The 21,715-nt window shown below is 72.1% G+C and carries 23 protein-coding genes; 12 read left to right on the top strand and 11 right to left on the bottom strand.

Annotation, left to right across the window (positions count from 1 at the left end):
* Positions 1-17: 17 nt before the first annotated feature.
* Positions 18-1,634, bottom strand: a complete 1,617-nt coding sequence (locus tag ACZ52R_RS03670) for an MFS transporter (RefSeq protein WP_465621631.1) — start codon at positions 1,632-1,634, stop codon at positions 18-20.
* A 288-nt stretch (positions 1,635-1,922) separates the two neighbouring features.
* Here ACZ52R_RS03670 and panB point away from each other — a divergent pair, with 288 nt between their 5' ends.
* From panB to ACZ52R_RS03685, 3 genes are all read left to right on the top strand, one after another.
* Entirely contained in the window at positions 1,923-2,792 is an 870-nt protein-coding gene (gene panB, locus ACZ52R_RS03675) for a 3-methyl-2-oxobutanoate hydroxymethyltransferase (protein ID WP_465621633.1), read from the top strand.
* Between the two features lie 184 nt (positions 2,793-2,976).
* Positions 2,977-3,996: an ATP-binding cassette domain-containing protein gene (locus ACZ52R_RS03680; protein WP_465752629.1), complete on the top strand. Its 1,020-nt coding sequence runs from the start codon at positions 2,977-2,979 to the stop codon at positions 3,994-3,996.
* Positions 3,993-4,805 (top strand): ABC transporter permease, encoded by an 813-nt coding sequence (locus tag ACZ52R_RS03685; protein ID WP_465621637.1) that lies wholly within the window; start codon positions 3,993-3,995, stop codon positions 4,803-4,805. Before ACZ52R_RS03680 ends, ACZ52R_RS03685 begins: the two co-directional genes overlap by 4 nt.
* A 169-nt stretch (positions 4,806-4,974) precedes the next feature.
* On the opposite strand, the gene ACZ52R_RS03690 is transcribed toward ACZ52R_RS03685, so the two are convergent.
* On the bottom strand, positions 4,975-8,361 hold the full coding sequence (locus ACZ52R_RS03690; RefSeq protein WP_465662837.1) for an AfsR/SARP family transcriptional regulator: 3,387 nt from the start codon (positions 8,359-8,361) through the stop codon (positions 4,975-4,977).
* Positions 8,362-8,590: 229 nt separating this feature from the next.
* On the opposite strand from ACZ52R_RS03690, the gene ACZ52R_RS03695 reads away from it, so the two are divergent.
* The gene (locus ACZ52R_RS03695; protein WP_465621640.1) at positions 8,591-9,406 is read left to right on the top strand and encodes a site-2 protease family protein; all 816 of its coding nucleotides are present in this window, start codon (positions 8,591-8,593) and stop codon (positions 9,404-9,406) included.
* Positions 9,407-9,444: 38 nt separating this feature from the next.
* Here ACZ52R_RS03695 and ACZ52R_RS03700 read toward each other — a convergent pair whose 3' ends face one another.
* Both ACZ52R_RS03700 and npdG read right to left on the bottom strand, forming a co-directional pair.
* Positions 9,445-9,639, bottom strand: coding sequence for a hypothetical protein (locus ACZ52R_RS03700; protein WP_360492665.1), 195 nt, complete (start codon positions 9,637-9,639; stop codon positions 9,445-9,447).
* Positions 9,640-9,770: 131 nt separating this feature from the next.
* Entirely contained in the window at positions 9,771-10,463 is a 693-nt protein-coding gene (gene npdG, locus ACZ52R_RS03705; RefSeq protein WP_360492668.1) for an NADPH-dependent F420 reductase, read from the bottom strand.
* Between the two features lie 47 nt (positions 10,464-10,510).
* On the opposite strand from npdG, the gene ACZ52R_RS03710 reads away from it, so the two are divergent.
* Together ACZ52R_RS03710 and ACZ52R_RS03715 are read left to right on the top strand one after the other, a co-directional pair.
* Positions 10,511-11,119, top strand: a complete 609-nt coding sequence (locus ACZ52R_RS03710) for a hypothetical protein (RefSeq protein WP_465621644.1) — start codon at positions 10,511-10,513, stop codon at positions 11,117-11,119.
* 91 nt (positions 11,120-11,210) lie between these two features.
* Positions 11,211-11,969 carry a hypothetical protein gene (locus ACZ52R_RS03715; RefSeq protein WP_360492674.1) on the top strand — a complete coding sequence of 253 codons (759 nt, stop codon included), beginning with the start codon at positions 11,211-11,213 and terminating at the stop codon, positions 11,967-11,969.
* 30 nt (positions 11,970-11,999) lie between these two features.
* Here the strand turns inward: ACZ52R_RS03715 and ACZ52R_RS03720 are convergent, their stop codons facing one another.
* The gene (locus tag ACZ52R_RS03720) at positions 12,000-12,227 is read right to left on the bottom strand and encodes a hypothetical protein (RefSeq protein WP_360492677.1); all 228 of its coding nucleotides are present in this window, start codon (positions 12,225-12,227) and stop codon (positions 12,000-12,002) included.
* Positions 12,228-12,346: 119 nt separating this feature from the next.
* Here ACZ52R_RS03720 and map point away from each other — a divergent pair, with 119 nt between their 5' ends.
* Positions 12,347-13,192, top strand: coding sequence for a type I methionyl aminopeptidase (gene map / locus ACZ52R_RS03725; RefSeq protein WP_360492680.1), 846 nt, complete (start codon positions 12,347-12,349; stop codon positions 13,190-13,192).
* 323 nt (positions 13,193-13,515) lie between these two features.
* On the opposite strand, the gene ACZ52R_RS03730 is transcribed toward map, so the two are convergent.
* The gene (locus ACZ52R_RS03730) at positions 13,516-14,217 is read right to left on the bottom strand and encodes a bifunctional DNA primase/polymerase (protein WP_360492683.1); all 702 of its coding nucleotides are present in this window, start codon (positions 14,215-14,217) and stop codon (positions 13,516-13,518) included.
* Between the two features lie 473 nt (positions 14,218-14,690).
* On the opposite strand from ACZ52R_RS03730, the gene ACZ52R_RS03735 reads away from it, so the two are divergent.
* Positions 14,691-14,921 (top strand): hypothetical protein, encoded by a 231-nt coding sequence (locus tag ACZ52R_RS03735; protein ID WP_465621648.1) that lies wholly within the window; start codon positions 14,691-14,693, stop codon positions 14,919-14,921.
* A gap of 55 nt (positions 14,922-14,976) precedes the next feature.
* Positions 14,977-15,177 (top strand): hypothetical protein, encoded by a 201-nt coding sequence (locus ACZ52R_RS03740; RefSeq protein ID WP_465621649.1) that lies wholly within the window; start codon positions 14,977-14,979, stop codon positions 15,175-15,177.
* 67 nt (positions 15,178-15,244) lie between these two features.
* Here the strand turns inward: ACZ52R_RS03740 and ACZ52R_RS03745 are convergent, their stop codons facing one another.
* A complete protein-coding gene (locus tag ACZ52R_RS03745) occupies positions 15,245-15,919 on the bottom strand; it encodes a PadR family transcriptional regulator (protein ID WP_465752631.1) in 675 nt (224 codons plus the stop codon).
* Between the two features lie 202 nt (positions 15,920-16,121).
* Here ACZ52R_RS03745 and ACZ52R_RS03750 point away from each other — a divergent pair, with 202 nt between their 5' ends.
* Both ACZ52R_RS03750 and ACZ52R_RS03755 read left to right on the top strand, forming a co-directional pair.
* Positions 16,122-16,514, top strand: a complete 393-nt coding sequence (locus ACZ52R_RS03750; protein WP_465621651.1) for an ACT domain-containing protein — start codon at positions 16,122-16,124, stop codon at positions 16,512-16,514.
* A 124-nt stretch (positions 16,515-16,638) separates the two neighbouring features.
* The gene (locus ACZ52R_RS03755; protein ID WP_360492696.1) at positions 16,639-16,896 is read left to right on the top strand and encodes a Prokaryotic metallothionein; all 258 of its coding nucleotides are present in this window, start codon (positions 16,639-16,641) and stop codon (positions 16,894-16,896) included.
* 363 nt (positions 16,897-17,259) lie between these two features.
* On the opposite strand, the gene ACZ52R_RS03760 is transcribed toward ACZ52R_RS03755, so the two are convergent.
* The 4 genes from ACZ52R_RS03760 to ACZ52R_RS03775 form a co-directional block, all read right to left on the bottom strand.
* Positions 17,260-18,105 (bottom strand): GNAT family N-acetyltransferase, encoded by an 846-nt coding sequence (locus ACZ52R_RS03760; protein WP_465623614.1) that lies wholly within the window; start codon positions 18,103-18,105, stop codon positions 17,260-17,262.
* Positions 18,106-18,201: 96 nt separating this feature from the next.
* Positions 18,202-18,399: a hypothetical protein gene (locus tag ACZ52R_RS03765; protein ID WP_465623616.1), complete on the bottom strand. Its 198-nt coding sequence runs from the start codon at positions 18,397-18,399 to the stop codon at positions 18,202-18,204.
* 1 nt (position 18,400) lies between these two features.
* A complete protein-coding gene (locus ACZ52R_RS03770) occupies positions 18,401-19,519 on the bottom strand; it encodes a radical SAM protein (protein ID WP_465752633.1) in 1,119 nt (372 codons plus the stop codon).
* Positions 19,520-19,597: 78 nt separating this feature from the next.
* Entirely contained in the window at positions 19,598-20,062 is a 465-nt protein-coding gene (locus ACZ52R_RS03775; RefSeq protein ID WP_465662826.1) for an ATP-binding protein, read from the bottom strand.
* Between the two features lie 203 nt (positions 20,063-20,265).
* Between ACZ52R_RS03775 and ACZ52R_RS03780 the strand changes: the two genes are divergently transcribed.
* Positions 20,266-21,528: a transcriptional regulator gene (locus ACZ52R_RS03780; RefSeq protein WP_465752635.1), complete on the top strand. Its 1,263-nt coding sequence runs from the start codon at positions 20,266-20,268 to the stop codon at positions 21,526-21,528.
* Positions 21,529-21,715: the final 187 nt, after the last annotated feature.

Consider the following 21,715-nt stretch of genomic DNA (forward strand, 5'->3'; position numbering starts at 1 on the left):
TGCGACCCGGCCGCCGGTCAGGCCTCCGCGGCCGCGGTCTCCCGGCTCGCGTCCGCCTGCTCGCCCGCCGGACCGGCCGGGGCGGCCGGAGCGCCGGGGGCGGCGGTGCGGCGCGGCAGCAGGAACCAGGCGACCAGCGCGCCGACCAGCGAGATGCCCACCGAGAGCGAGGCGACCACGTGCATGGCGTGGATGAAGGAGTCGTTCGCCGGGGCGATCAGGGCCTTGCCGCCGGGGATCCGGTCGGCGATGGCCAGGGTGGCCTCCAGCGACTCGCCGGCCTTGTCGCGCAGGTTCTCGGGCAGCTGGTTCAGCGTGTCGGACATCCCGTCGCGGTAGACGGTGGAGAGCACCGCGCCGAGCACGGCGACGCCCAGCGAGCCGCCGACCTGACGGAAGGTGTTGTTGACGGCCGAACCGGCGCCGGCCTTCTCGCGGGGCAGCGAGCCCATGATCGCGACGGTGACCGGCGGCATGACGTGCGCCATGCCGGCGCCCATCACCAGGCCGAGCACGATCAGCACCCAGATCGGGGTGGTGGCGGTCAGCACGATGTAGCCGACGAAGCCGAGCGCGACCAGCACCATGCCGGTCGCGGCGGTGGCGGCGACACCGAAGCGGTCGACCACCAGCCGGGCCCGCGGCGCGAACAGCAGCTGGGCGACGGCCAGCGGCAGCATCAGCAGACCGGCCTGCAGCGCGCTGTAGCCGCGCACGCTCTGGATGTAGAAGACGCCGAAGAAGGAGACGCCCATCAGCGCGAAGAAGATCACGCCGACGACCACCACGGAGGCGCTGAACACCTTGTTGCGGAACCAGGAGACGTCCAGCGCGGGGAACGCGGTGCGGCGCTCGAACCAGACGAAGGCGACCAGCGCGACCACACCGGTCAGGGTCGGTGCCCAGGCCTCGACGGCGGTGAAGTCGGCCAGCTCGCCGCCCTTGATGATGCCGTAGATCAGCGCGACCAGGCCGATGATCGACAGCAGCACGCCGACCGGGTCGAGCTTGCCCGGGTTGGGGTCCTTGGACTCGGGCACCAGGATCACCATCGCGATCACCGCGACGATCACGATCGGGACGTTGATCAGGAAGACCGAGCCCCACCAGAAGTGCTCGATCAGCAGGCCGCCGGTGATCGGGCCGATGGCGATGGCCAGGCCGACCGCGCCCGCCCAGATGCCGATCGCCTTGGGCTGCTCGGAGCGTTCGAAGACGTTCATGATGATCGCCAGCGTGGCGGGCATCGCGAGCGCGGCGCCGACGCCCATCAGGCCGCGGAAGCCGATGAGTTCACCGGGCGAGCCGGCCATCGCGGACAGCAGCGAGGCGATGCCGAAGACCACCATGCCGGCCAGCAGGGCGAGCTTGCGGCCGAAGCGGTCGCCGAGCAGGCCCGAGGTGAAGAGCAGCCCGGCGAACACCAGGGTGTAGGAGTTGATCGACCATTCCAGGTCGCTCTGGGTGGCGCCGAGGCCGACCGGAGCGGGGGTCGCGATGGTCTTCATCGCGACGTTGAGGATCGAGTTGTCGAGCACGACGACGAGCAGGGCGAGCACGAGGGTGCAGAGGATCGCCCAGCGCCGACGGTGGATGGCTTCCGGCACGCGGGGTGGCGCGGCTGCGGTGGTCATTGGTCTTCCCGTCCGTGTTGGCGTGGCACTGGCGGGCAATTCCGAGTCGGAAACGTCTCGTAACCCCCCGCACCAGAGTAGCGGGGAATACGATACGAGACGACCCCGTTTCGTAAAAACGAGGCAAAGTCCGAGGCCGCCGTCCGAGGCGACGGGCCCGGGTGTGTCACGGATCGCACCGGGACGAACGCACCCCTCTTTGCGCGCGCGCCGGGGCGTGCAAGCATGGAGGTGATCCGGGGACGCCGTACGGCGCCACGAGACGACAACCCTTCAGGAGTCCGTTCCATGAACGCTTCTTCGCCTTCGCCTGCCCAGAACCAGGCGTCGACCGCCACCCTCTACGGCGGGGTCACCAGCCGCCGCATCACCGTCCGCGACCTCGCCTCCGCCAAGCAGCGCGGCGAGAAGTGGTCGATGCTCACCGCCTACGACGCCCTGACCGCAGGCGTGTTCGACGAGGCCGGCATCCCGGTGCTGCTGGTCGGCGACTCGGCGGGCAACTGCCACCTCGGCTACGAGACCACCGTCCCGGTGACCATGGATCAGATGGTGATGCTCTCCGCCGCCGTCGTCCGCGGCACCAAGCGGTCGATGATCGTCGCCGACCTGCCGTTCGGCTCGTACCAGGAGTCCCCCGCGCAGGCCATGCACAACGCGGCCCGGCTGATGAAGGAGGCCGGGGTCGGCGCGGTCAAGCTGGAGGGCGGCGAGCGCAGCGCCCGCTCGATCGAGCTGCTGGTCGAGGCCGGCATCCCGGTGATGGCGCACATCGGCCTCACCCCGCAGTCCGTGCACGCCTTCGGCGGCTACCCGGTCCAGGGCCGCGGCGACGAGGCGGCGCACCAGCTGCTGCGCGACGCCAAGGCGGTCCAGCAGGCGGGCGCCTTCTCGGTGGTGCTGGAGGCCGTGCCGGCCGAACTGGCCGCCCAGGTCACCGAGCAGCTCGCGATCCCGACCGTCGGCATCGGCGGCGGCCCCGGCACCGACGCCCAGGTGCTGGTCTGGACCGACATGGCCGGCATGACGGCCGGCCGGGTGCCGAAGTTCGTCAAGCAGTACGCCAACCTGCGGGCCGTCCTGGGCGACGCCGCCCGGGCCTTCGACGAGGACGTCCGCGGCGGTGCCTTCCCCGCGGAGGAGCACAGCTTCCACTGACCGGCCGTCCGGCCCCGCTCCGAACCGAAGCGTCCGGCCCTGCTCCGAACCGAAGGGCTCGGAGCGGGGCCGCTGTCATGCCCGGACGGCGCTGACAGCGGCGTGACAGCCGCCTGGCAGCGGACCGCCGCGGCCGCCGCCGCGCTGACAGGGGGCTGACAGCCGGGGCGGACAACCTGGTGGCATGACACGAATCGCCACCGCCCCGAACGACCGGGGAGCCGCCGCCGGCAACGCCGTCGAGGTCCGCGGCATCGTCAAGCAGTACGGCACCACCAAGGCCCTCGACGGGGTCGACCTCACCGTGCGGGAGGGCACCGTCCTCGGCGTGCTCGGCCCCAACGGCGCGGGCAAGACCACCCTGGTCCGGGTCCTCTCCACCCTGATCAAGCCGGACGCCGGCACCGCCCACGTCGGCGGCTACGACGTCCTGCGCCAGCCCAAGCAGCTGCGCCGCACGATCGGCCTCACCGGCCAGTACGCCTCCGTCGACGAGCTCCTCTCCGGGTACGAGAACCTCTACCTGATCGGCCGGCTGCTCGACCTCTCCCGCCGTGAGGCCAGGACCCGCGCGAACGAGCTGCTGGAGCGGTTCTCGCTCACCGAGGCCGCCAAGCGGACCGCCAAGACCTACTCCGGCGGCATGCGCCGCCGCCTCGACCTGGCCGCCAGCATGATCGGCCGCCCCCGGGTGCTCTACCTGGACGAGCCCACCACCGGCCTGGACCCGCGCACCCGCAACGAGGTCTGGGACGAGGTGCAGCGGATGGTCGCCGAGGGCACCACCGTGCTGCTGACCACCCAGTACATGGAGGAGGCGGAGCAGCTCGCGAACGAGCTGACCGTCATCGACCGCGGCAAGGTCATCGCCAACGGCCTGGTGTCCGAACTCAAGGCCAAGGTCGGCGGCCAGACCCTCCAGGTCCGCCCGGCCGACCCGGCCGATCTGCCCGAGATGGCCCGCTGCCTGCGCGACAACGGCGTCAGCACCGCCACCTACTCCGCCGACACCGGCCTGCTCGCGGTGCCGATCACCGGCGACGAGCAGCTGACCGCGGTGATCGGCGTGCTCGGCGGCCGCGGCTTCGCGATCGCCGGCATCGACACCAAGGTGCCCAGCCTCGACGAGGTCTTCCTCGCCATCACCGGCAAGCCCGCCGACGCGGCACCCGCCCCCAGCCTCGCCAAGGAGCCCGTCGCATGACCACCGCCACGCTCGCCCCCGCCCGGGTCGAGGACTCCCGGATCGGCCTGTCCGGGACGCTGCGCCACGTCGGCGCGCTGACCCGGCGCAACCTGATGCGGATCAAGGCCGACCCGGAGTCGATGTTCGACGCCGTGCTGATGCCGGTGATCTTCACCGTGCTGTTCGTCTACGTCTTCGGCGGGGCGATGGCCGGCGACCAGGAAACCTACCGGCAGTACCTGGTCCCCGGCCTGCTCGGGCAGACCGGCCTCACCCTTGCGATGGCCGTCGGCACCGGCCTCAACAGCGACTTCCAGACCGGCGTGATGGACCGCTTCCGGACCCTGCCGATCGGCCGGGCCTCCGTCCTGCTCTCCAAGATCGCCGCCGAGACCCTCCGCGGGCTGCTCTCCTTCGCGATCCTGATCGGCTTCTCGATGTGCATCGGCTTCGAGGTGAAGACCGGCCTCCTGGAGGTACTGGCCACGATCGGCCTGGCCCTGGTGTTCGGCATGTCGATCGTCTGGATATCGATGCTGCTGGGCATGGCGCTGCGCAGCGCCCAGGCCGTCCAGGGCGTGTCCATGCTGGTCCTGATGCCGATGCAGTTCGGCAGCTCGATCTTCGCCCCGACCAGCACCATGCCGGGCTGGCTGCAGTCCTTCACCAAGGTCAACCCGCTGTCCGCACTGGCCGACGCCTCCCGGGCGCTGCTCAACGGCCAGGGCCCGGTGGCCCACCCGGTGATGATCGTGATGATCTGGTCCGCCGCCATCACCGCGGTCTTCGCCCCGCTCGCGGTGGCCCGGTTCCGCAAGCGGACCTGACCCTCTTCGAGGAAAAGGCCTCCGCCGGCCCTCCGCGGAAGGAGGGGCGGCGGGCAGGGCGGCCGGCTGCCCGGGACAGGCGCCGGCCGTCGTCCGGGCCCGGCGGGCCGGTGACCAGGGGACGGTCACCGGCCGGGCCCTCACCGCTCGCCCGGCCGCTCGCCCGCCGCTAGCCCGACTGCTCGTCCCCCAGCTCGCCCGACTGCTCGCCGATCAACTCCTCCAGCAGCTCGTGGGTCTGCTGCTGGGTCATCTCGTCACCGCGGGCGCGGGCCTCCTCGAACGCCTCGGTGCCGAGCAGCTCCCGCAGGATGCCGACGGAACGCTCACGCTCGACCCGGTCGAGGTAGCCGCCCTTCGGGCCGTGCAGCCCGCCGTACGCACCGGTCAGCACGGCCGCCACCTCGGCCCGCGCCAGGTCCCCGTCGCGCTCGGCGAAGGTGCACAGCACCGCGATGACGGCGGGAACCACCATCACCGTCATGTGCTCGGCGAAGCCGCTCGCGGCCGTGAGCGAGCGCAGCAGCCGCCGGCCCTCGCGCAGCATGGCGAGGCCCCGGTCCGGGTCGCCGGCCCGGGCCGTGATCCAGCCCCGGGCGCTGGTCAACAGCCCGGCCACGACGCTCGGCGCGAAGCCGCCCACGTTGACCACCTCGAGCCTGTCCAGCTCGGCCAGGGCCGGCCCGTACTCGCCGCGCTGGGCGTGGATGCCGCTGAGCGTCAGGTGGCCGAACATCAGGGCGCCGGTGGTGGACTGGTCGGTGCCCGGGGAGACGATGGAGGCCAGCGCCTCCCGGATCACCCGCTCGCCGCGCTCCATGTCGTACTCCAGCAGGGCGGTGCCGAGGTGCACCTGCAGGATCGGGATCTCCTGCGGCGCCCCCAGCTCCTCGGCCAGCTCGATCGCCCGCGCGTACGCGGCCGCGGCGGCCTCGGACTCGCCCCGGTTGGCCAGGCTCTCGCCGTGGGCGGCCAGCGCCTGGGAGACCCCCCAGAGGTTGCCGGCCCGCTCGTACAGCTCCAGCGAGCGCTCGCCGTCCGCGACGCTCTGATCCGCACCGCTCGGCCAGTCGTTCAGCATCCGGGCCCGGACCTGCAGGATGAACGCCAGGTCGCTCGACCCGCCGTACTGTTCGCAGCCGCGCACGGCGTCGTCCAGCAGGTCCTTCATCAGTTCCGGCCGGCCGGACAGGAAGGCGCCGAACACTCGCATCAGCGCCGGGAACCGGTAGCCCTGCGGCAGCTCCGGGGTGTAGACGTCCAGCAGCCCCTGGGCGACGGCGGCCGCGTCCTGGTCGCCGATCACGTCCAGGTTCCCCTCGAACAGCCCGATCAGCTGGTACATCGCGAGCAGCCGACGGGCCTCCTCCACCACGCCGTCGGGCATCGGCACGCCGTACGCGAGCACGCCGCGCTCCAGCGGCACCGGCGGCGGGACGTCCGGAGCGAGCGGGTCCGGTCCCAGGGCGGCGACCGCGTTGTACCAGTTACGGGCCTCCATGCTGTAGCCGCGCAGCGACCAGTACCAGCTCATGCCGAGGCACAGGACCAGCGCCTGCTCCTCGTCCCGCAGGTCGACCGCGCGGCGCAGCACGGCCCGGATGTTGTCCTGCTCGCGATCCAGCACCGTCAGCCAGTGCAGCTGCTGGGGGCCGTGGATGTACCGGTCGGCCTCCGCGACCAGGGCACGGAAGTGCGCCAGGTGGCGGGCCTCGGTGGCGGCGCGCTCGGCGGCGGACCCGGCGAGCCGCTCGTCCGCGTACTCGTGGATGGTCTCCAGCATCCGGTAGCGCGGCAGGCTGGCGCCGTCCAGGTCGGCGACCAGCAGCGACTTGTCGACCAGCGACAACAGCAGGTCGGCGACCTCCCCGGGGGCCACGTCGAGGCCGTCGGCGCAGACCGCCTCGGCGTCCTCCAGCTGCCAGCCGCCGGAGAACACCGAGAGCCGGCGCAGCACCGCGCGCTCCCGCTTGCCCAGCAGGTCCCAGCTCCAGTCGACCACCGCGCGCAGGGTCTGCTGGCGCGGCAGCAGGGTGCGGCTGCCCGCGGTGAGCAGCGCGAACCGGCCGTCCAGCCGGTCGGCTATCTGGCGGGCCGTCATCACCCGCAGCCGGGCGGCGGCCAGCTCGATGGCCAGCGGCAGCCCGTCCAGTCGGCGGCAGATCTCGGCGCAGGCCGCCGGGTCGCCCTGCGGGTCGAAGCCGGGACGGGCGGTGGCGGCGCGCTCGGCGAACAGCCGCAGCGCGACCGGGTCGGGCAGCGGCTCGACCGGCAGCACCGTCTCGCCGGGCACGCCGAGCGGCTCGCGGCTGGTGGCGAGCACGGTCAGCCCGGGGCACTCGGCGAGCAGCACGTCGGCGAGGTCGGCGGCGGCCTGGATCAGGTGCTCGCAGTTGTCCAGGACGAGCAGCATCCGGCGGTGGCCGCAGTGCTCGACCAGCCGGCGCACCGGGTTCTCGACCCGCTTCTCGATCACCTCGGCGACCATGCTGGTGCTGTGCAGCACGATCTCGCGCAGGCCGAGCGCGGAGACCACGGCGGCGGGCACCGCGTCCGGGCTCTCCAGCGGGGCGAGTTCGGCCACCCAGACGCCGTCCGGCCAGGCCCCGGCGGACTGTTCGGCCCGACCGGCCTCGACCGAGAGACTGGTCTTGCCGGAGCCGCCGGGGCCGGTCAGCGTCACCAGCCGACGCTCCGTCAGCAGGTCGCGCAGCGCGGCGAGATCCGCCTCCCGGCCGACGAAGCTGGTCAGCCGGCTGCGCAGGTTGCCGCCGGCGCGCGGAGGTTGGGGCGTCGCGGCGGCCCTGGTCGGCTCCGGCGCCGGCGTCGATTCCTTCTCCGCGGCGGGGGCGAGCAACTCGGCGTACACGGACTGGAGTTGTCGGCCCGGGTCGACGCCGAGCTCGTCGGCCAGGGCGCGCCTGGTCCGCTCGTAGTGGCGCAGCGCGTCGGCCGTCCGGCCGCTCTCGCGCAGCGCCCGGATCATCAACAGCTGCAGTGGTTCGTCCAGCGGCTGCCGCTCGCACAGCTCGGCGAGTTCGGCGACCAGGTCGGCGGCCCGGCCGAGCCCGAGATCGGCGGTGATCCGGTGCCGGCGGGCCTCCTCGCGCTGGGCCTCCAGCCGGGCGGCCGGCCCGGTGCGGTCCGGCAGGTCGGCGAGGGCGTGGCCGCGCCACAGCGCCAGGGCGGCGCGCAGCCGCTCGGCGGCGGCCGCGTGGTCCCCGGCGTCCAGGGCGCGGCGGCCCTCGGCGCTCAGCCGCTGGAAGTCGGCGAGGTCGGTGCCGGGGCCGGTCAGCCAGTACCCGGCCGGGCCGGAGCCGATCTCGTCCCGGCCGATGGTGCGGCGCAGCCGGCCGACCAGGGTCTGCAGCGCGGCGGAGGAGTCCTGCGGCGGGTCGGCGTCCCACACCTCGTCCACCAACAGGTCGGCCGGCACCGGGCGGCCCTGCCGCAGGGCCAGTGCGGTGAGCAGCGCCCGGAGCCGGGCGCCGCCGAGCGGCACCGGGGTTCCGTCGTCGTGGTGGGCCGTGGTCGTCCCGAGGATGCCGTAGTGCACCGGACCATTCTGGTCGATCGGCGGGGGTACAGCCGCACAATTGTGCTGGCGGCCCCGGCGCCCCCTGCCCGCTGCCCCATGCCCGCTGCCCGGCGTCCCCTGCCCGCGACGGAACGCGGCCGGGTGTTCGGACGTTCACCCGGAGCGGCTTGTCCGGTCACCGGCCCGCCCGGCATGATCGACCCCGGCCCGTATCCCGCCCTCCCCCTGCCCACGGAGCATCCACACCATGACCTTCGCCGCCACGCCGCGCTCCCGCAGCGAGGACCGCCGGATCAGCCCGGTGTTCTGGGTACTCCTCGCCATATTCGGCACCTCCGGCTGGGCGGTGTACTCGGGCTACGGCAACGCCTCGTTCGGGGTGTTCCTGTTCGTGGTCGCGGGCTGGATGGTCTCGCTCTGCCTGCACGAGTACGCCCACGCGCGCACCGCGCTGCACGGCGGCGACATCACCGTCGGCGCCAAGGGCTACCTCACGCTCAACCCGCTGAAGTACGCCAACGTGCTGCTCAGCTTCGTGCTGCCGATCGTCTTCGTGATCCTCGGCGGCATCGGCCTGCCCGGCGGCTCGGTGTGGATCGAGCGGCACCGCATCCAGGGCCGGCTCAAGCACAGCCTGATCTCGGCGGCCGGGCCGCTGGTCAACCTGGTGATCGCGGGGGCGCTGCTGATCCCGATCGGCGCGGGCTGGCTGGACGACCCGACGGTGCACGCGTTCTGGAACGGCTACGAGCTGACCATCTCGCCGTTCTCCGGCGCGCTCGGCTTCCTCGGCTTCCTCCAGCTCAGCGCGGCGGTGCTGAACCTGCTGCCGGTGCCCGGCCTGGACGGATACGGCATCGTCGAGCCCTGGCTGTCGTACAAGACGCGACGCGCCGTCGAGCCGTTCGCGCCGTACGGGATGCTCGCGATCTTCGCGCTGCTGTGGCAGCCCTCGGTGAACTCGTTCTTCTTCGGGATCGTCCACGACCTGATGAACCTCTTCGGCGTGGACCAGGACTACGCGACGCTCGGCCGGTACCTGTTCAGCTTCTGGAAGAACTAGCCCGGAACCAGCCCGAACCAGCCCGGAGCCAGCTCCTGCTAGCCCCGCTCGGCGGCCGAGGCGGCGGCCTCGGCGATCTTCGCCCGGCGGCGGTTCAGCCACAGCACGTTGCTGGCCACGCCGGCCAGCGGCACCCAGATCAGGCCCAGCCACAGGCCCTGGGTCAGCGAGAAGACGGCGGCCGCCAGCGCGAGGACGACGACGATCAGGGCGAGCAGGGACGTGCGGGGCATGGCGGAAGGCTCCTAGAACGGGTGCGGCCGACGAAACGGGTGCGGCCGGGCCGGGTTGCGGCCGCCACCCATTGTCGCCGACCTCACCTCCGGAGCGGGTCCAGGGGTGAGGTCGACACGGCGTCCATCGGTCACACGTCGGTGATCCGCAGGCCCGCGTGGGCCTTGTAGCGGCGGTTGACCGAGATCAGGTTGGCCACCAGCGCCTCGACCTGGTGGGCGTTGCGCAGCCGGCCCGCGTAGATGCCGCGCATGCCGGGGATCCGGGCGGCCAGGGCGCGCACGATGTCGGTGGCGGCCCGGTCCTCGCCCAGCACCATGACGTCGGTGTCGATCGACTCCACCGACTCGTCCTGCAGCAGCACCGCCGAGAGGTGGTGGAAGGCGGCGGTGACCCGGGAGTCCGGCAGCAGCGCAGCGGCCTGCTGGGCGGCGCTGCCCTCCTCCGGCTTCAGCGCGTACGCGCCCTGCTTGTCGAAGCCGAGCGGGTTCACGCAGTCGACGACGATCTTGCCGGACAGGTCCTCGCGCAGCGCGGTCAGCGTCGCGGCGTGGCCGTCCCACGGAACCGCGATGATCACCACGTCGCTCTCCCGGGCGACGGTGGCGTTGTCGGCACCGCGCACGCCGAGGCCCAGCTCGGCGGCCGAGGCCTCGGCCCGGGCGGCGTCCCGGGAACCGATGATCACCTGCTGGCCGGCCTTGGCCAGCCGCAGGGCCAAACCACGCCCCTGGTCACCGGTGCCGCCGAGGACACCGACCACCAGCTGCGAGACGTCCGGCAGCTCATGGGCCGGGTTTGTCGCTGAATCGAGGGAAGTCATGGGCCGATCCTGCCAAATCCCCGGCCCGGCGCGACATCCTGGCCCGCATGGACGCGGTGAGAGTTTCGGCACTCCGTGAACGGCTGTCCGGCACGGGCTGGTGGGAGACGGTCGGCGACTTCGCCGCGTCACTGCGGCACTCGGTGGAACGGCGGCGCGGGGCCGGCGGGCTGCTGCTGGTCGGCACCGAGGCGTACGAGCCCTGGCACCTGGCCGCCCACCTCGAGGACGAGGCCGCCTGGTCGGCCGTCCCCCGGCTGGCACCCACCCTGCTGCGGCACCGTCCACCGGTCGGCGCCCCACCCCACCTCGCGCACGGCCTGCGGCGGCTCACCGACGCCGGACGCGGCGCCACCGTCCTGGTGGTCGCCCCGAAGGCGGCCGGCACCCCGCTGCTGGAACGGGTGCACGACGCCCGACGGCACGGCGCGACCGTCCTCGCCGTCGACGGCGCCGCCCCCACCACCCCGAGCGACCTCGACGGGCTCGCCCACGAGCGACTGGCCGTCGGCACCGCCGCCGAGGAACCCTTCGACCTCGCCCAACACCTGGTCAGCACCGCCGCCGCACAGCCCTCCGGCCGCCGCACCACCCTCGACCGCCTCGCCGACCTGGCCGCCCGACTCACCGCGGCCCCCACGATCAGCCGCTGGTAGGCCCGTCGCCGAATCCGGCGGCGGGGACGGTGTTCAGGTGCTTGGAGCTCGGCAGCCACGCGGGCGACGGCCGCGCCCTAGACTGCCGGGCATGAAGACCGGGGGCTGGAAGCAGTGGGCGGCGGTGGTGGTCGTCGTGACCTCCGTGGTCGGCTCGCTCGGCTGGGCGCTGTCGCGAGGCAACAAGGTGGCGGACCAGGCCCGTCCCGCGGTCGGCACCACGCTCGACTCGCCGGTGCCGGACGTCGCGGCCCTGGCCGCCTCCTCCGAGGTGGCCGCCGCCGACCAGGCCCTCACCGCCGAGATCGACCGGCGGCTGGCCACGCTGCTCCCGGCGCTCTCCGGCGCCCAGGTGATCGGCGAGGGCGTCCAGGACGGCTGCGGGGTCGATCCCAGCCGGTCGGACGGGTTCGGGGCGCACTGGCCGGCCCCGAAGTGCCGTCGACAGGTGGTCAAGTACCTCGCGGTGAGCGGCGATCCGCAGCAGGCCCGATCGCGCTGGGAGCAGGCGATGACCGCCCAGGGCGCCCTGACCGTCGACTCCAACGCCTCGCCCCGGCCGGGCGAGGGACTCTGGTACGGCTTCCCGCGCAGCGACGGCGAGCACGACCTGCTCGGGGTGAGCCTGGCCTTCGACGAACGGAAGGACGCGGGCGGCCCCCCGACCCCGGGTGTGGGCTTCCCCTGGACGCTCTCCGCGCCGAACGCCGCCACGAAGGCCTGGGCCGACCGGGAGTCCAGGCCCGCGATGCCCGTGGACCAGGCCGCCGCCCAGGCGCTCGCGGGCGGGCGGCGCCTCGTCGTGCTGAGCGTGGACGAGGAGTACTTCACCGCCCCCGAGCCGCGCTGACCTGCCCGGCGTCGGCCACCCGGTGTCGGCCTACTCGGCCCCGTCCTTCGGCTTGTCGGTCCACCGCGGGTCGTTGCGCCACTCCCGGTTGCGCTCGTCCGCGATCTGCAGCGCCTGAGCGGCCTCCGCAGGGCTGTCGTACGGCCCCAGGCGGTCCTTGGCCGGGCACTCCGGGCCCTCCTCGACCTTGGCGTGCTTGATGCAGTAGAACCACTCGCCGGGCTTCCCGGTCGGCTTGCGGTGGAATCCGAGGGGCATGGTGTTCTCCCGTTCAGTCGGTCGGCGTTCACAGCTGGGGTCGATACCGATCATTCCCCGGCCCGGGGGGCTCCGCACACCGCCCGTCCGGCCGGGGCCCGGCGACTAGACTCGCGGCCATGGCTCTCGTACCCGGCATCCAGTCCCCCACCCGCAAGGTCCCGGCACACATCGCGCGCCCCGAGTACGTCGGGCGGCCCGCCCCGACGCCGTACACCGGGCCCGAGGTGCAGACCGCCGAGACGATCGAGAAGATGCGGATCGCGGGCGGGATCGCGGCCCGGGCGATGGAGGAGGCGGCCAAGCTGATCGCCCCCGGCGTCACCACGGACGCGCTGGACGCCGTCGCCCACGCGTACATGTGCGACCACGGCGCCTACCCGTCCGACCTCGGCTACCGGGGCTTCCCCAAGTCGGTGTGCACCTCGATCAACGAGGTGATCTGCCACGGCATCCCGGACTCGACCGTGCTGCAGGACGGCGACATCATCAACATCGACGCCACCGCGTACATCCACGGGGTGCACGGCGACCTCAACGCCACCTACCTGGTCGGCGACGTGGACGAGGAGTCCCGGCTGCTGGTCGAGCGCACCCGGGAATCCCTCAACCGGGCGATCAAGGCGGTCAAGCCGGGCCGTCAGATCAACGTCATCGGCCGGGTCATCGAGTCCTACGCCAAGCGCTTCGACTACGGCGTGGTGCGGGACTTCACCGGACACGGCATCAACACGTCGTTCCACTCCGGCCTGATCATCCCGCACTACGACAGCGAGCGGGCCACCGAGGTGATCAAGCCGGGCATGACCTTCACCATCGAGCCGATGCTGACCCTGGGCACCTACGACTACGAGATGTGGCCGGACGGCTGGACGGTCGTCACCAAGGACCGCAAGCGGACCGCCCAGTTCGAGCACACCCTGGTGGTCACGGCGGACGGCGCGGAGATCCTCACCCTGCCGTGACCCCGCGTCGGGGCAGCCGCCCCGAGCCCCTTCGGCCCGGAGGCGAGCGGGCGAGCCCCCGCCCCGAGCCGAAGGGGCGCGCCGGCGCCGAAAGGAAGAAGCGAAGAGGCCCCGACGAACGAGGGGTCTTGGAGCGCCGACCGTCGGCACCGGGTCAGAGCGCCCCGGAGGCGAGCGGGCGAGCCCCCGCCCCGAGCCGAAGGGGCGCGCCGGCGCCGAAAGGAAGAAGCGAAGAGGCCCCGAGGAACGAGGGGTCTTGGAGCGCCGACCGTCGGCACCGGGTCAGAGCGCCCCGGAGGCGAGCGGGCGAGTCACAGCGCCCGTCAGCCGATGAGCCACTGCTCCTCGGCGACGGCGCCCACCTCGGTGCAGGCGTCGGTCAGCACGTCCAGGACGCGCAGCGGGTCCGGCAGTGGCTGCTCGGGCCCGCGCAGCCACCGCACCTGGGAGCCGTCCGGCAGTGCGGCCGGCGGGAGCAGGGTGTACGAGCCGCGGCAGTGCCAGCGCAGGCCGGGGTGTTCGGACATGGTGTCCGGGGTGGAGTCGAGCGCGCTCGGCCACCACTCGTCCTCGTCCTGCGGGGTGCCGCGGGTGGCGGTGAAGAACAGGTAGCGGTCCTCGCCGACGGCGGCGACCGGGCCTTCGACGCCCGCCGCGGTGAGTCGTTCCAGCGCCAGCCGTCCGGCCTCGGCCGGGACGTCCAGGACGTCGTGCACCCGGCCGGTGGCGGTGATGAAGTTGGCCTGCGGGTCGCGGGCGAGCCAGCGGGAGAGCTGTTCGGGGTCGGTGGTGGCCTGGGTCTGCCAGGCGAAGGAGACCGGGTGCTGGGCCGGGGCCGGACAGGCCACCCGGTCACAGGAACAGCGGTAGCCGGCCGGGTGGGCGGCCGGGGCGAGCGGGAATCCGGCGCGTGCCGCGCCGAGCAGTTGATCGAGTCCTACGGCCGGGCCGTCCGGGTCCCCCGCCCGAGCCCGCTGACGCTCACGCTTCTGCCACCAGGTCGTCCACCTGCCGCCGGCTTCCATCGGGCCCCTTCCGCGCAACTGCCGTGCCTGGTGCGGCACAGCGTTCGACGTACCACTCGACGCAACGCACGGCGCCCCCCGCTGCTTCCCGGGGGTGCTCGACCTTGCCGTCCGCGCCCTGTCGACCGCGGCCCGGGGTCACCGGACGGCCGACGCCCGGGTCACGGTACGAAGTCGCGGCAGCACGCTGTCCGCGCCGGATCGGCCGGAGAGCACGCGGATTCGCGCCTCGCCCGGCCCGTACGGGGCCCGCTGACCCGGGTGAACCCCGAGGGCGTACAGGAAAGGATAGGGGTGCGCGGGCCCTCCGGATGACCGGGGGCGGTGCCTCTCCGGTCACACTCCCGCACGCACCCCGGGCACACTCCCGGCACTCCGCCCTCACGAGGCCTCCCGTTCCCCCTCCCACCGGGGTGTTCCCGGTCACCTCGGGGGGACCCCGGTCACCCGCGCGGAGGTGAGACCCTGGAGGGGTGAAGAGCGCGGACACCGCATTCGTCGGCGGCCCCCTGGACGGGAAGATCCTCCCGATCCCGCTGGGGCCGATGCTCGGCGTGCCCAAGAAGTACAAGGTCCCGGTCCCCGCGCACGGTGGGGTCGCCGCGCGCACACTGGTGTACGTCCGGGCCAAGCAGGTTCGGGGCCTGAGCTGGTTCTGGCGTTACGAGTACGACGAGGCGGCCTCCGCCAAGGCTTCCGGCTGACGGAGCCTCCGGCCGGCGGGCCGCCCGCTCCCCATCGCCTTCCCGGGAGGTCGGCATGGCCAGGACGGTACGACACCCGCGCAGTGACTCCCGGGCGGCGGTCGCGCACCACAACCGGCAGGTCGCCGGGGTCACCGGGGTGCTGCTGCTGGCGGTGAGCCTCTACACGGTGACGATCGGGCCCAACGGCTGGCTCTGGTTCGGTTGGGCGGTGCTGCTGCTGGTCTGCGTGGCCCTGTTCGTGGTCCGCCCGTAGGCAGCTCGTGGTCCGCCCGTGAGCAGCGGCACCGCCCGTCACGCCGGCCCGGTTCCCCCCGCGCCGGTCAGTCATCCTCGGCGAGGATGAGGTACAGCTTCTTGCGGGCTTCGGTCAGTACGGCAAGGCCCTTGGCGCGCTGCGCCTCGGTGCCGGTCCGCATGACCTGCTGGACCGCCTGGTCGACCGCGGCGAGCGCCTGGCCGACCTCCTGGACGGCCTCCCAGTCGACCTCCCGGCCGGCTTCCGCCCACGGCTCCGCCGGTCCGGCCTCGGCCACGGCCCGGCCCGAATCGGTGAGCGAGACCAGCCGCTTGCCGCCGACCTCCTCGGCGGTGATCAGGCCCTCCTCCTCCAGCAGCTGGAGGTTGGGGTAGATCGAGCCCGGGCTGGGCCGCCAGGCCCCGCCGGTCCGCTCGGTGATCTCGGCGATCATCTCGTAGCCGTGCATCGGCCGTTCCTTGAGCAGCGCGAGCAGCGAGGCGCGGACGTCACCGCGTCGGGCCCGGCCGCCACGCCGCCCGTGCGGGCCGCCTCGCCGGCCGCCGTGTCCGCCGAAGCCGTGCCCGAAGGGGCCGCCCATCGGCCGCCCGGGGCCGCCGCCGAACGGCGGACCGAACCCGCCGAACGCCTCCCGGCCTTCGAAGCCCTCCCCGGGCAACTCCCGGAACTCGGGCCCCGGCCCACGCCGGCGACCGCCGCCGCGCGGGCCCTCTCCACGAAATCGCATTCCTGAGCGCATGGCGCCCACCTCCTGGTTCGCCGAAACAGTCGAGTTACTGTCTCGATAGTTCGACGATATATCGGTGACTGTCGCTCGTCAACGACTGGCCGATAGCCCGCCGACAGTTCCCCCGACGATTCCCCGACAGCCCCTTGCGCCGTTCCCGACACGGCCGCCACGCCCCGGGCGCGTCCACCACCCAGCCGCTACGGTGGCGGGCATGGCCGGAGAACGAGATCTTGCGACGCTGCTGCGCGGAATGCGCCCGCAGCTCAACCCGGGGCGGTACGTCTACTGCACGCTCCCCGCGAAGGTGCCCGCAGGCATGCGGCCGGTGGTGACCGTCGCCGAGCCCGAGGGGGTGACGGTGGTGGTCACCCAGGAGGAGGCGGACGCGCTCGGGCTGCGCTACGAGTACGTGGCGGCCTGGATCACCCTGCAGATCCACTCGGCCCTGGAGGCCGTCGGCCTGACCGCGGCCGTGGCCGGGCGGCTCGCCGAGGACGGGATCAGCTGCAACGTGGTGGCCGGCTTCCACCACGACCACCTGTTCGTCGCCGCCGACGACGCGGAACGCGCCGTCCGTGCCCTGACGGAGCTCGCCGAACGCTAGAGCCCTTCCTGGGACTCCCGCCGTCCGCCCGACAGTCCCGCCGGGTGGCCGCCACCGACCGGGCCTTCGACACTGGGAACAGCCGCCCCGCCGGGGGCGGCCCCACCGGAAGGAGACGGCCGCCATGGCCATCTGCGTGACCTGCGGCAACGACTACTGGCTGGCCTTCGAGATCAAGACGGTCACCGGCGACACCTACACGTTCGACAGCTTCGAGTGCGCGATGGAGAAGCTCGCGCCGCGCTGCGAGCACTGCAACGTCCGGATCGTGGGCCACGGCGTCGAAGTGGCCGGGATGTTCTTCTGCTGCGCCAACTGCGCCCGGGTCAACGGCGGCCTCGGCGAGCAGATCCGCGACGCCGTGGGCGCGCATCCCGCGTAGTCGCGGGGCGTTCCCGCCCAGGAGGCGGGCCCCTCGAAGGGGCGGGGAGCGGGCGGAAGAGTCGGCCTGTACGCCGGGAACAGTCTCTTTACGAGCAGCAACCTACGGAAACGTCGTTCCCGGCGGTCCGATCGCCCACGTGATCGCCACACCTTCGGCGACCGCCACTCACTTGGCCTCTTCAGCGTCATCCTCGAACTGCAGCGGGGACCTGGACGTCTGCGGTCTCATCAAAGAGGACGGCTTCGAGCGCCTTCCGGTTTTGCGCTGCAGCGCCAAGGCAGGGTGAGACCCGACTGTTCTGCTCGGACGGAGGCAACCTGCAACTTCTCCAGCGGCTCCTCGGCCGTCGTGAGGGTCTCGTCAGACGGTGGTGGTGCAGACGAATCCGAGGTCGGCCAGGCCCTCGCTCTGGCACAGCCGGTCGGATGCGCCTCCGGCAGCTGTCTGCAAGAGCTGGTAGTCGGCGCCGTGCGCCTTGCCCCAGTGCATCGCCGCGCGCCACAGGAGCCGCCCGAGGCCGAGGCTGCGGTATTCCGGCAGAACACCGAAGTACTGCGGGAGGAGTCGTCGCCTGCCGATGGGGTCGGCCATGGTCTCCATGGGGCCGATTGCGCCTACTACGCGCTCGTCCTGGACAGCGACCAGCACGGGGCCGACGCTGTCGATTCGGGAGTGCAGGAACACGAAGCCCTCGCCGGCCAGCTTCTCGGCGAACTCGGGGAAGGTGGTCCGGATGGCTTCCGGCTGTTGGCCGAGGTCCTCGATCCCGTCGACGGCTGGTGCGGCCTGGTCGAAGGTACGCAGCTGTACGCGGGTAGAGGCGGCCACTGGGTCGGCGGCGTCCTGGAACCACACCACACGGGCTTTAGGCGCGTCGCGCCCGGCGGCGAGCTTGGCGGCCAACTCCTCGGCCTCCTGCCGGTGCTCGCGGGCGCCGTAGAGATGAACGCGCAGAATGCCGCGACCGCTGATGGTGGGGATCAGCGTGCGGGCCTGGTCCTGAACGACGGCATCCACCAGGACATGCTCGTCCTTGTGGTCGGACCACCGCCGGTCCTTGTCGTGTGGCAGGAATTCTCCGGTGCCAGCGACGGCGAACACGTCGGCCAGAAGTTCAGCGGAAACAGCTTCGGGGTGGAGCGGCCCGAGCGTCGGAAAATATGGGACGCACATCACGGGGCGCAGCAAGTCCCAGCGCAGATCCATACCCGCACCCTACTCGCCAGCCCCGCACGGCTCAGGCCCCGACGCGGAGAGCGCCGGGGCCTGAGCGTTACTGATCAGGTGCGATCAGCAGGTGGTTCAGTGGGGGTTGTCGTCGCCCGCGTTGCACGAGCACTTCACGCTGTCCATGACCTCGTCCAGGTCGCCGACGGCGATGATCTCGGTGACGGGCGGGGTCGGGGCCGCGATCGGCCGCGTGAGGTACGGCAGGCGCTGGGCCGGGCCGTCGTCCGGGAACGGACGCCTCGGGGAGAATTCGACAGCTACAGCGGTCATGTCACCCTGCTTTCTTGATCCCGTGCTGGCAGTAACTTGCGAGTGGTGCCTTCGCCTCCTGGTAGTGCTTGGCCAGCGGCCGGCACACGGTGCACGCGACGGAGAGCTGGCAGCCGGAGCATCCACCGGTGCGAAGCATGAGGCGGTCGGCGATGGCGCCGAGCCGGGCGAGGCCGTTGATCCCCTCGGCGGGGAGGCTGATCTGGTCGTCACGGCCGATCTTGCAGATGGACACCAGCCCGTGTGGGTCGGTGTGGAAGAAGTTGTGTCCGGCGTTGCAGCCGCCGAACGGCTTGCGCATCCGCAGGTGCTCCTTGGACTGCGCGGTCAGCGACTCCGCCCCGCCGTAGATCGTCGGGGTCATGTTGGTGAAGACGTTGCACTCCAGCCCCCAGCCTTCACACAGGTCGATCATCGCCTGTTCCTCGGTGGCGTTGTCCTCGGTGACGATGATGCTCATCCGCAGCGGCAGCTTGGCCCGGCGGCCGGCATTCATGCCCTGGATGAACAGGTCCCAGGCGCCCTGCCGCTGGGTCAGCTCGTCGTAGCTGGCCTTGGTCGCCCCGTACATCGACACCGTGACCCGGTAGGGCGGGCACTCGCGGAACATCTCCAGCAGGTTCTCCCGCCACAGCAACGAGGCATTGGTGGAGACGGTGATCATCATGCCCAGCTCGAACGCGCGGCGATACGAGGGCATGAAGTCCCGGTCCACGGTGGGCTCGCCCCCGGTGATCTGGAGCCAGAGGACACCGGCCTCGGCCATGATGCCCAGGCAGGTGAGCTTGTCCGCGAGCGGCATGCCCGAGTTGACCTTGAGCCCGAGATAGCAGTGCTTGCACTTGTAGTTGCAGCCGAGGTTGATCTCCCAACTGGCCCGCGAATAGCCCCAGGCGGAGGGCTCGCGGACCAGCAGGACGTCACCCGCAGGACGACCGGTCAGGTCCAGGTCGGCCCACTGGACGCGCACCGCGTCCGCGAGCCACGAGGGAGCGGCCTGAGCGGGGTTGTGGGCGCGCAGATCCTCGTAGCTGGCCTGCGGGAGCCGGAGACCACCCCGGCCACCGGGGCGCACCAACAGGTATTCGTCCAGGAACGGACTGGCGATCAGGTCATGCACGTGTTCCCTCCTTCGCTGAGCGGTATTCGGTAGCTGTGATGCCGTGCTGGCCCACCTGCCGCAGTGCGTTTGGTGGGGTCAACCGATCTCGGCCCAAACCCATTTGCCGAATGGGGCTTCGTCGACGCCCCAGCGGTTGGCGGTGCTGTCGACGAGGCCCATGCCGCGCCCGGACGTCTCGGTGAGCCCGGTCTTGATGACCACGGGCAGGGTGCGTGACGAATCGCGGACCGCCAGTCGAAGCCGGTCACCGTCCAGGCCGAGTGCGACACACAGCCGGGTGCAACCGGTATGCCGGGCTGCGTTGCCGACCAGTTCCGAGACGATCAGCCGAGCATCTTCCAGCAGATCGAGACGGCCCCAATCGGTCAGCTTCTCCTGGACCAGGCGTCGGGCACTCCTCGCCGACTCGGGGGCGCAGGGCATGTGCCGCATGCAGCGGCGGCGCTGCATGGCGGGCGCGTCAAGTGCGGTGGCCACCAAGGCGGTGTCGGCCTGGGTCGGGCCGTGCTTTGTGCGCAGCAGCGTCATCCTCGTCGTCACGGCGGCCTCCGGTAGTCAGGGGCCGCCCGGCGCTCTTCCATGGAGCCGAGGGGGATCGGTGATTCCTCGCGCCGGGCGGCTGTTAGTTATTGAACGGCGCGGGCATGCCGTAGGAGAGGGGCCACGAAGGGGTGCATTTTCCAGCAGGGGCCGCCAGCGGGGCCAGAATTGATGCCCTGTCAGCTTCGATCGAGAGGCCACTTGTGAGCAGTGTCAGCCCGGACGGGATCGGCCGACTGCTGCGGGAGATCCGCGAGGCGTATCCGAAGAAGACACGCGCCGAGCAGGCAGAGTTAGTCGCCGCCGCAAGTGGCGAGTGGTGCGATTGGGAGACCATCAAGCGGTGGGAAACCGAGAAGCGAATTCCGCAGAAACCCTCGTACCAGGGGATCGCCGACGCCTACGGTCTGACCGTGGGCCAGGTGGCCGAGGCCGCCGCCGCCTCCCGGCGGTACCGGAGTGAGCGCAGCACGAAGGGCAACAGCGTGGACAGGCGGAAGTTCATTGGAGCAGGGATAGGAGCAGCCACCGGCCTCGTCGCGCTGCCCGGCATCGCACAGGCCCACGAGGGGATCACCGCAGCGCTCAGGCCATCCGGAGAGGGTGATCTCGCCTACCTGGAGTCGGCGTTCGAGCGGCACCGGGGCGGCTACCGTGGCCGGGCACCGGAGGCGGTGCTGGCCGAGATGATGGGTGATCTCGATCTGCTGGGAGAGGTGCTGAACCGACCTCACCCGGCGCGCACCCGTGCGGACCTCGCCCGGACGGCGGCAGGCATCGCGGGCTTGGTGGCCATCGTCCAGCACGACCGCGGTGACCAGCGCGACGCCTACCGCTGGTTCGGCACCGCCGAGCAGGCCGCGCGGGAGTCCGGTGATCAGCGGATGATCGCGTGGGTGCTGGCCCGGCGCGCCATGGTCCCGCTCAACTACGGCGCTCCTGGGGCGGCCGCTCGGATCGCCGAGCAGGCCCGGCAGGAGGCGGGGAACGGCCCGACGGCGGCCGGAGCGCTCGCTGCGGCCGTCACCGCGAGGGCTCTGGCAGCCTCCGGCGACCTCGAAGGGGCCCGGCGGGCGGTGGACGACACGCGGAATCTGGCGGAGCGCCTGGACGGCGCCGAGGCGGCCGACACCTGGTTCGGCTACCCCGAGCAGAAGCACCACCTGCACCTGTCGCAGGCGTACACACTGCTGGGCGACACGGGCAGCGCTTTCCAGGCACAGGAGGACGCCCTGGCGCTCACGGACTCTCCGTCGGTAATGGCGCGAGCCCTCCTGGCAGTGGACACCGCCGCATGCCTCCGCGTCGACGGCGACCCGACCGGTGCGGCCGAGATGGCGTCCGGGGTGTGGGAGCGGCTGCCGGCCGCCTACCGTGAGGGTCTGATCCGATCCCGCACCGAGACGCTGCATCGCCAGCTCACCGGTCGGCCGTACGCGCTGCTCGGGGAGGCGCTGGCCAGCTAGCTACAACGAGGTCACCGGGGGCTCTTGGACGGCTGCTTCGACCGTTCCCGCCGCCACACGATCGCCCACACAGCACCCAGAAACACAGGCCGCAATAGGCACGAAGAGTCAGCAAGCGGCTACAGCTCTTCGAGACATGAAAAGGCCCCCTGACCTGTGAAGTTGCAGATCAGGGGGCCCTTCTCAA

This window comes from Kitasatospora sp. NPDC034023, assembly GCF_055575795.1.

Excerpts from the sequence above, each read along its gene's own strand:
- ACZ52R_RS03750 (WP_465621651.1), top strand. The coding sequence starts at position 16,122 with ATGGCCGGAGAACGAGATCTTGCGACGCTGCTGCGCGGAATGCGCCCG.
- ACZ52R_RS03755 (WP_360492696.1), top strand. The coding sequence starts at position 16,639 with ATGGCCATCTGCGTGACCTGCGGCAACGACTACTGGCTGGCCTTCGAG.
- ACZ52R_RS03740 (WP_465621649.1), top strand. The coding sequence starts at position 14,977 with ATGGCCAGGACGGTACGACACCCGCGCAGTGACTCCCGGGCGGCGGTC.
- ACZ52R_RS03710 (WP_465621644.1), top strand. The coding sequence starts at position 10,511 with ATGGACGCGGTGAGAGTTTCGGCACTCCGTGAACGGCTGTCCGGCACG.
- ACZ52R_RS03765 (WP_465623616.1), bottom strand. The coding sequence starts at position 18,399 with ATGACCGCTGTAGCTGTCGAATTCTCCCCGAGGCGTCCGTTCCCGGAC.
- ACZ52R_RS03680 (WP_465752629.1), top strand. The coding sequence starts at position 2,977 with ATGACACGAATCGCCACCGCCCCGAACGACCGGGGAGCCGCCGCCGGC.
- map (WP_360492680.1), top strand. The coding sequence starts at position 12,347 with ATGGCTCTCGTACCCGGCATCCAGTCCCCCACCCGCAAGGTCCCGGCA.
- panB (WP_465621633.1), top strand. The coding sequence starts at position 1,923 with ATGAACGCTTCTTCGCCTTCGCCTGCCCAGAACCAGGCGTCGACCGCC.
- ACZ52R_RS03760 (WP_465623614.1), bottom strand. The coding sequence starts at position 18,105 with ATGGATCTGCGCTGGGACTTGCTGCGCCCCGTGATGTGCGTCCCATAT.
- npdG (WP_360492668.1), bottom strand. The coding sequence starts at position 10,463 with ATGACTTCCCTCGATTCAGCGACAAACCCGGCCCATGAGCTGCCGGAC.
- ACZ52R_RS03730 (WP_360492683.1), bottom strand. The coding sequence starts at position 14,217 with ATGGAAGCCGGCGGCAGGTGGACGACCTGGTGGCAGAAGCGTGAGCGT.
- ACZ52R_RS03685 (WP_465621637.1), top strand. The coding sequence starts at position 3,993 with ATGACCACCGCCACGCTCGCCCCCGCCCGGGTCGAGGACTCCCGGATC.
- ACZ52R_RS03715 (WP_360492674.1), top strand. The coding sequence starts at position 11,211 with ATGAAGACCGGGGGCTGGAAGCAGTGGGCGGCGGTGGTGGTCGTCGTG.
- ACZ52R_RS03670 (WP_465621631.1), bottom strand. The coding sequence starts at position 1,634 with ATGACCACCGCAGCCGCGCCACCCCGCGTGCCGGAAGCCATCCACCGT.
- ACZ52R_RS03720 (WP_360492677.1), bottom strand. The coding sequence starts at position 12,227 with ATGCCCCTCGGATTCCACCGCAAGCCGACCGGGAAGCCCGGCGAGTGG.
- ACZ52R_RS03695 (WP_465621640.1), top strand. The coding sequence starts at position 8,591 with ATGACCTTCGCCGCCACGCCGCGCTCCCGCAGCGAGGACCGCCGGATC.
- ACZ52R_RS03745 (WP_465752631.1), bottom strand. The coding sequence starts at position 15,919 with ATGCGCTCAGGAATGCGATTTCGTGGAGAGGGCCCGCGCGGCGGCGGT.
- ACZ52R_RS03700 (WP_360492665.1), bottom strand. The coding sequence starts at position 9,639 with ATGCCCCGCACGTCCCTGCTCGCCCTGATCGTCGTCGTCCTCGCGCTG.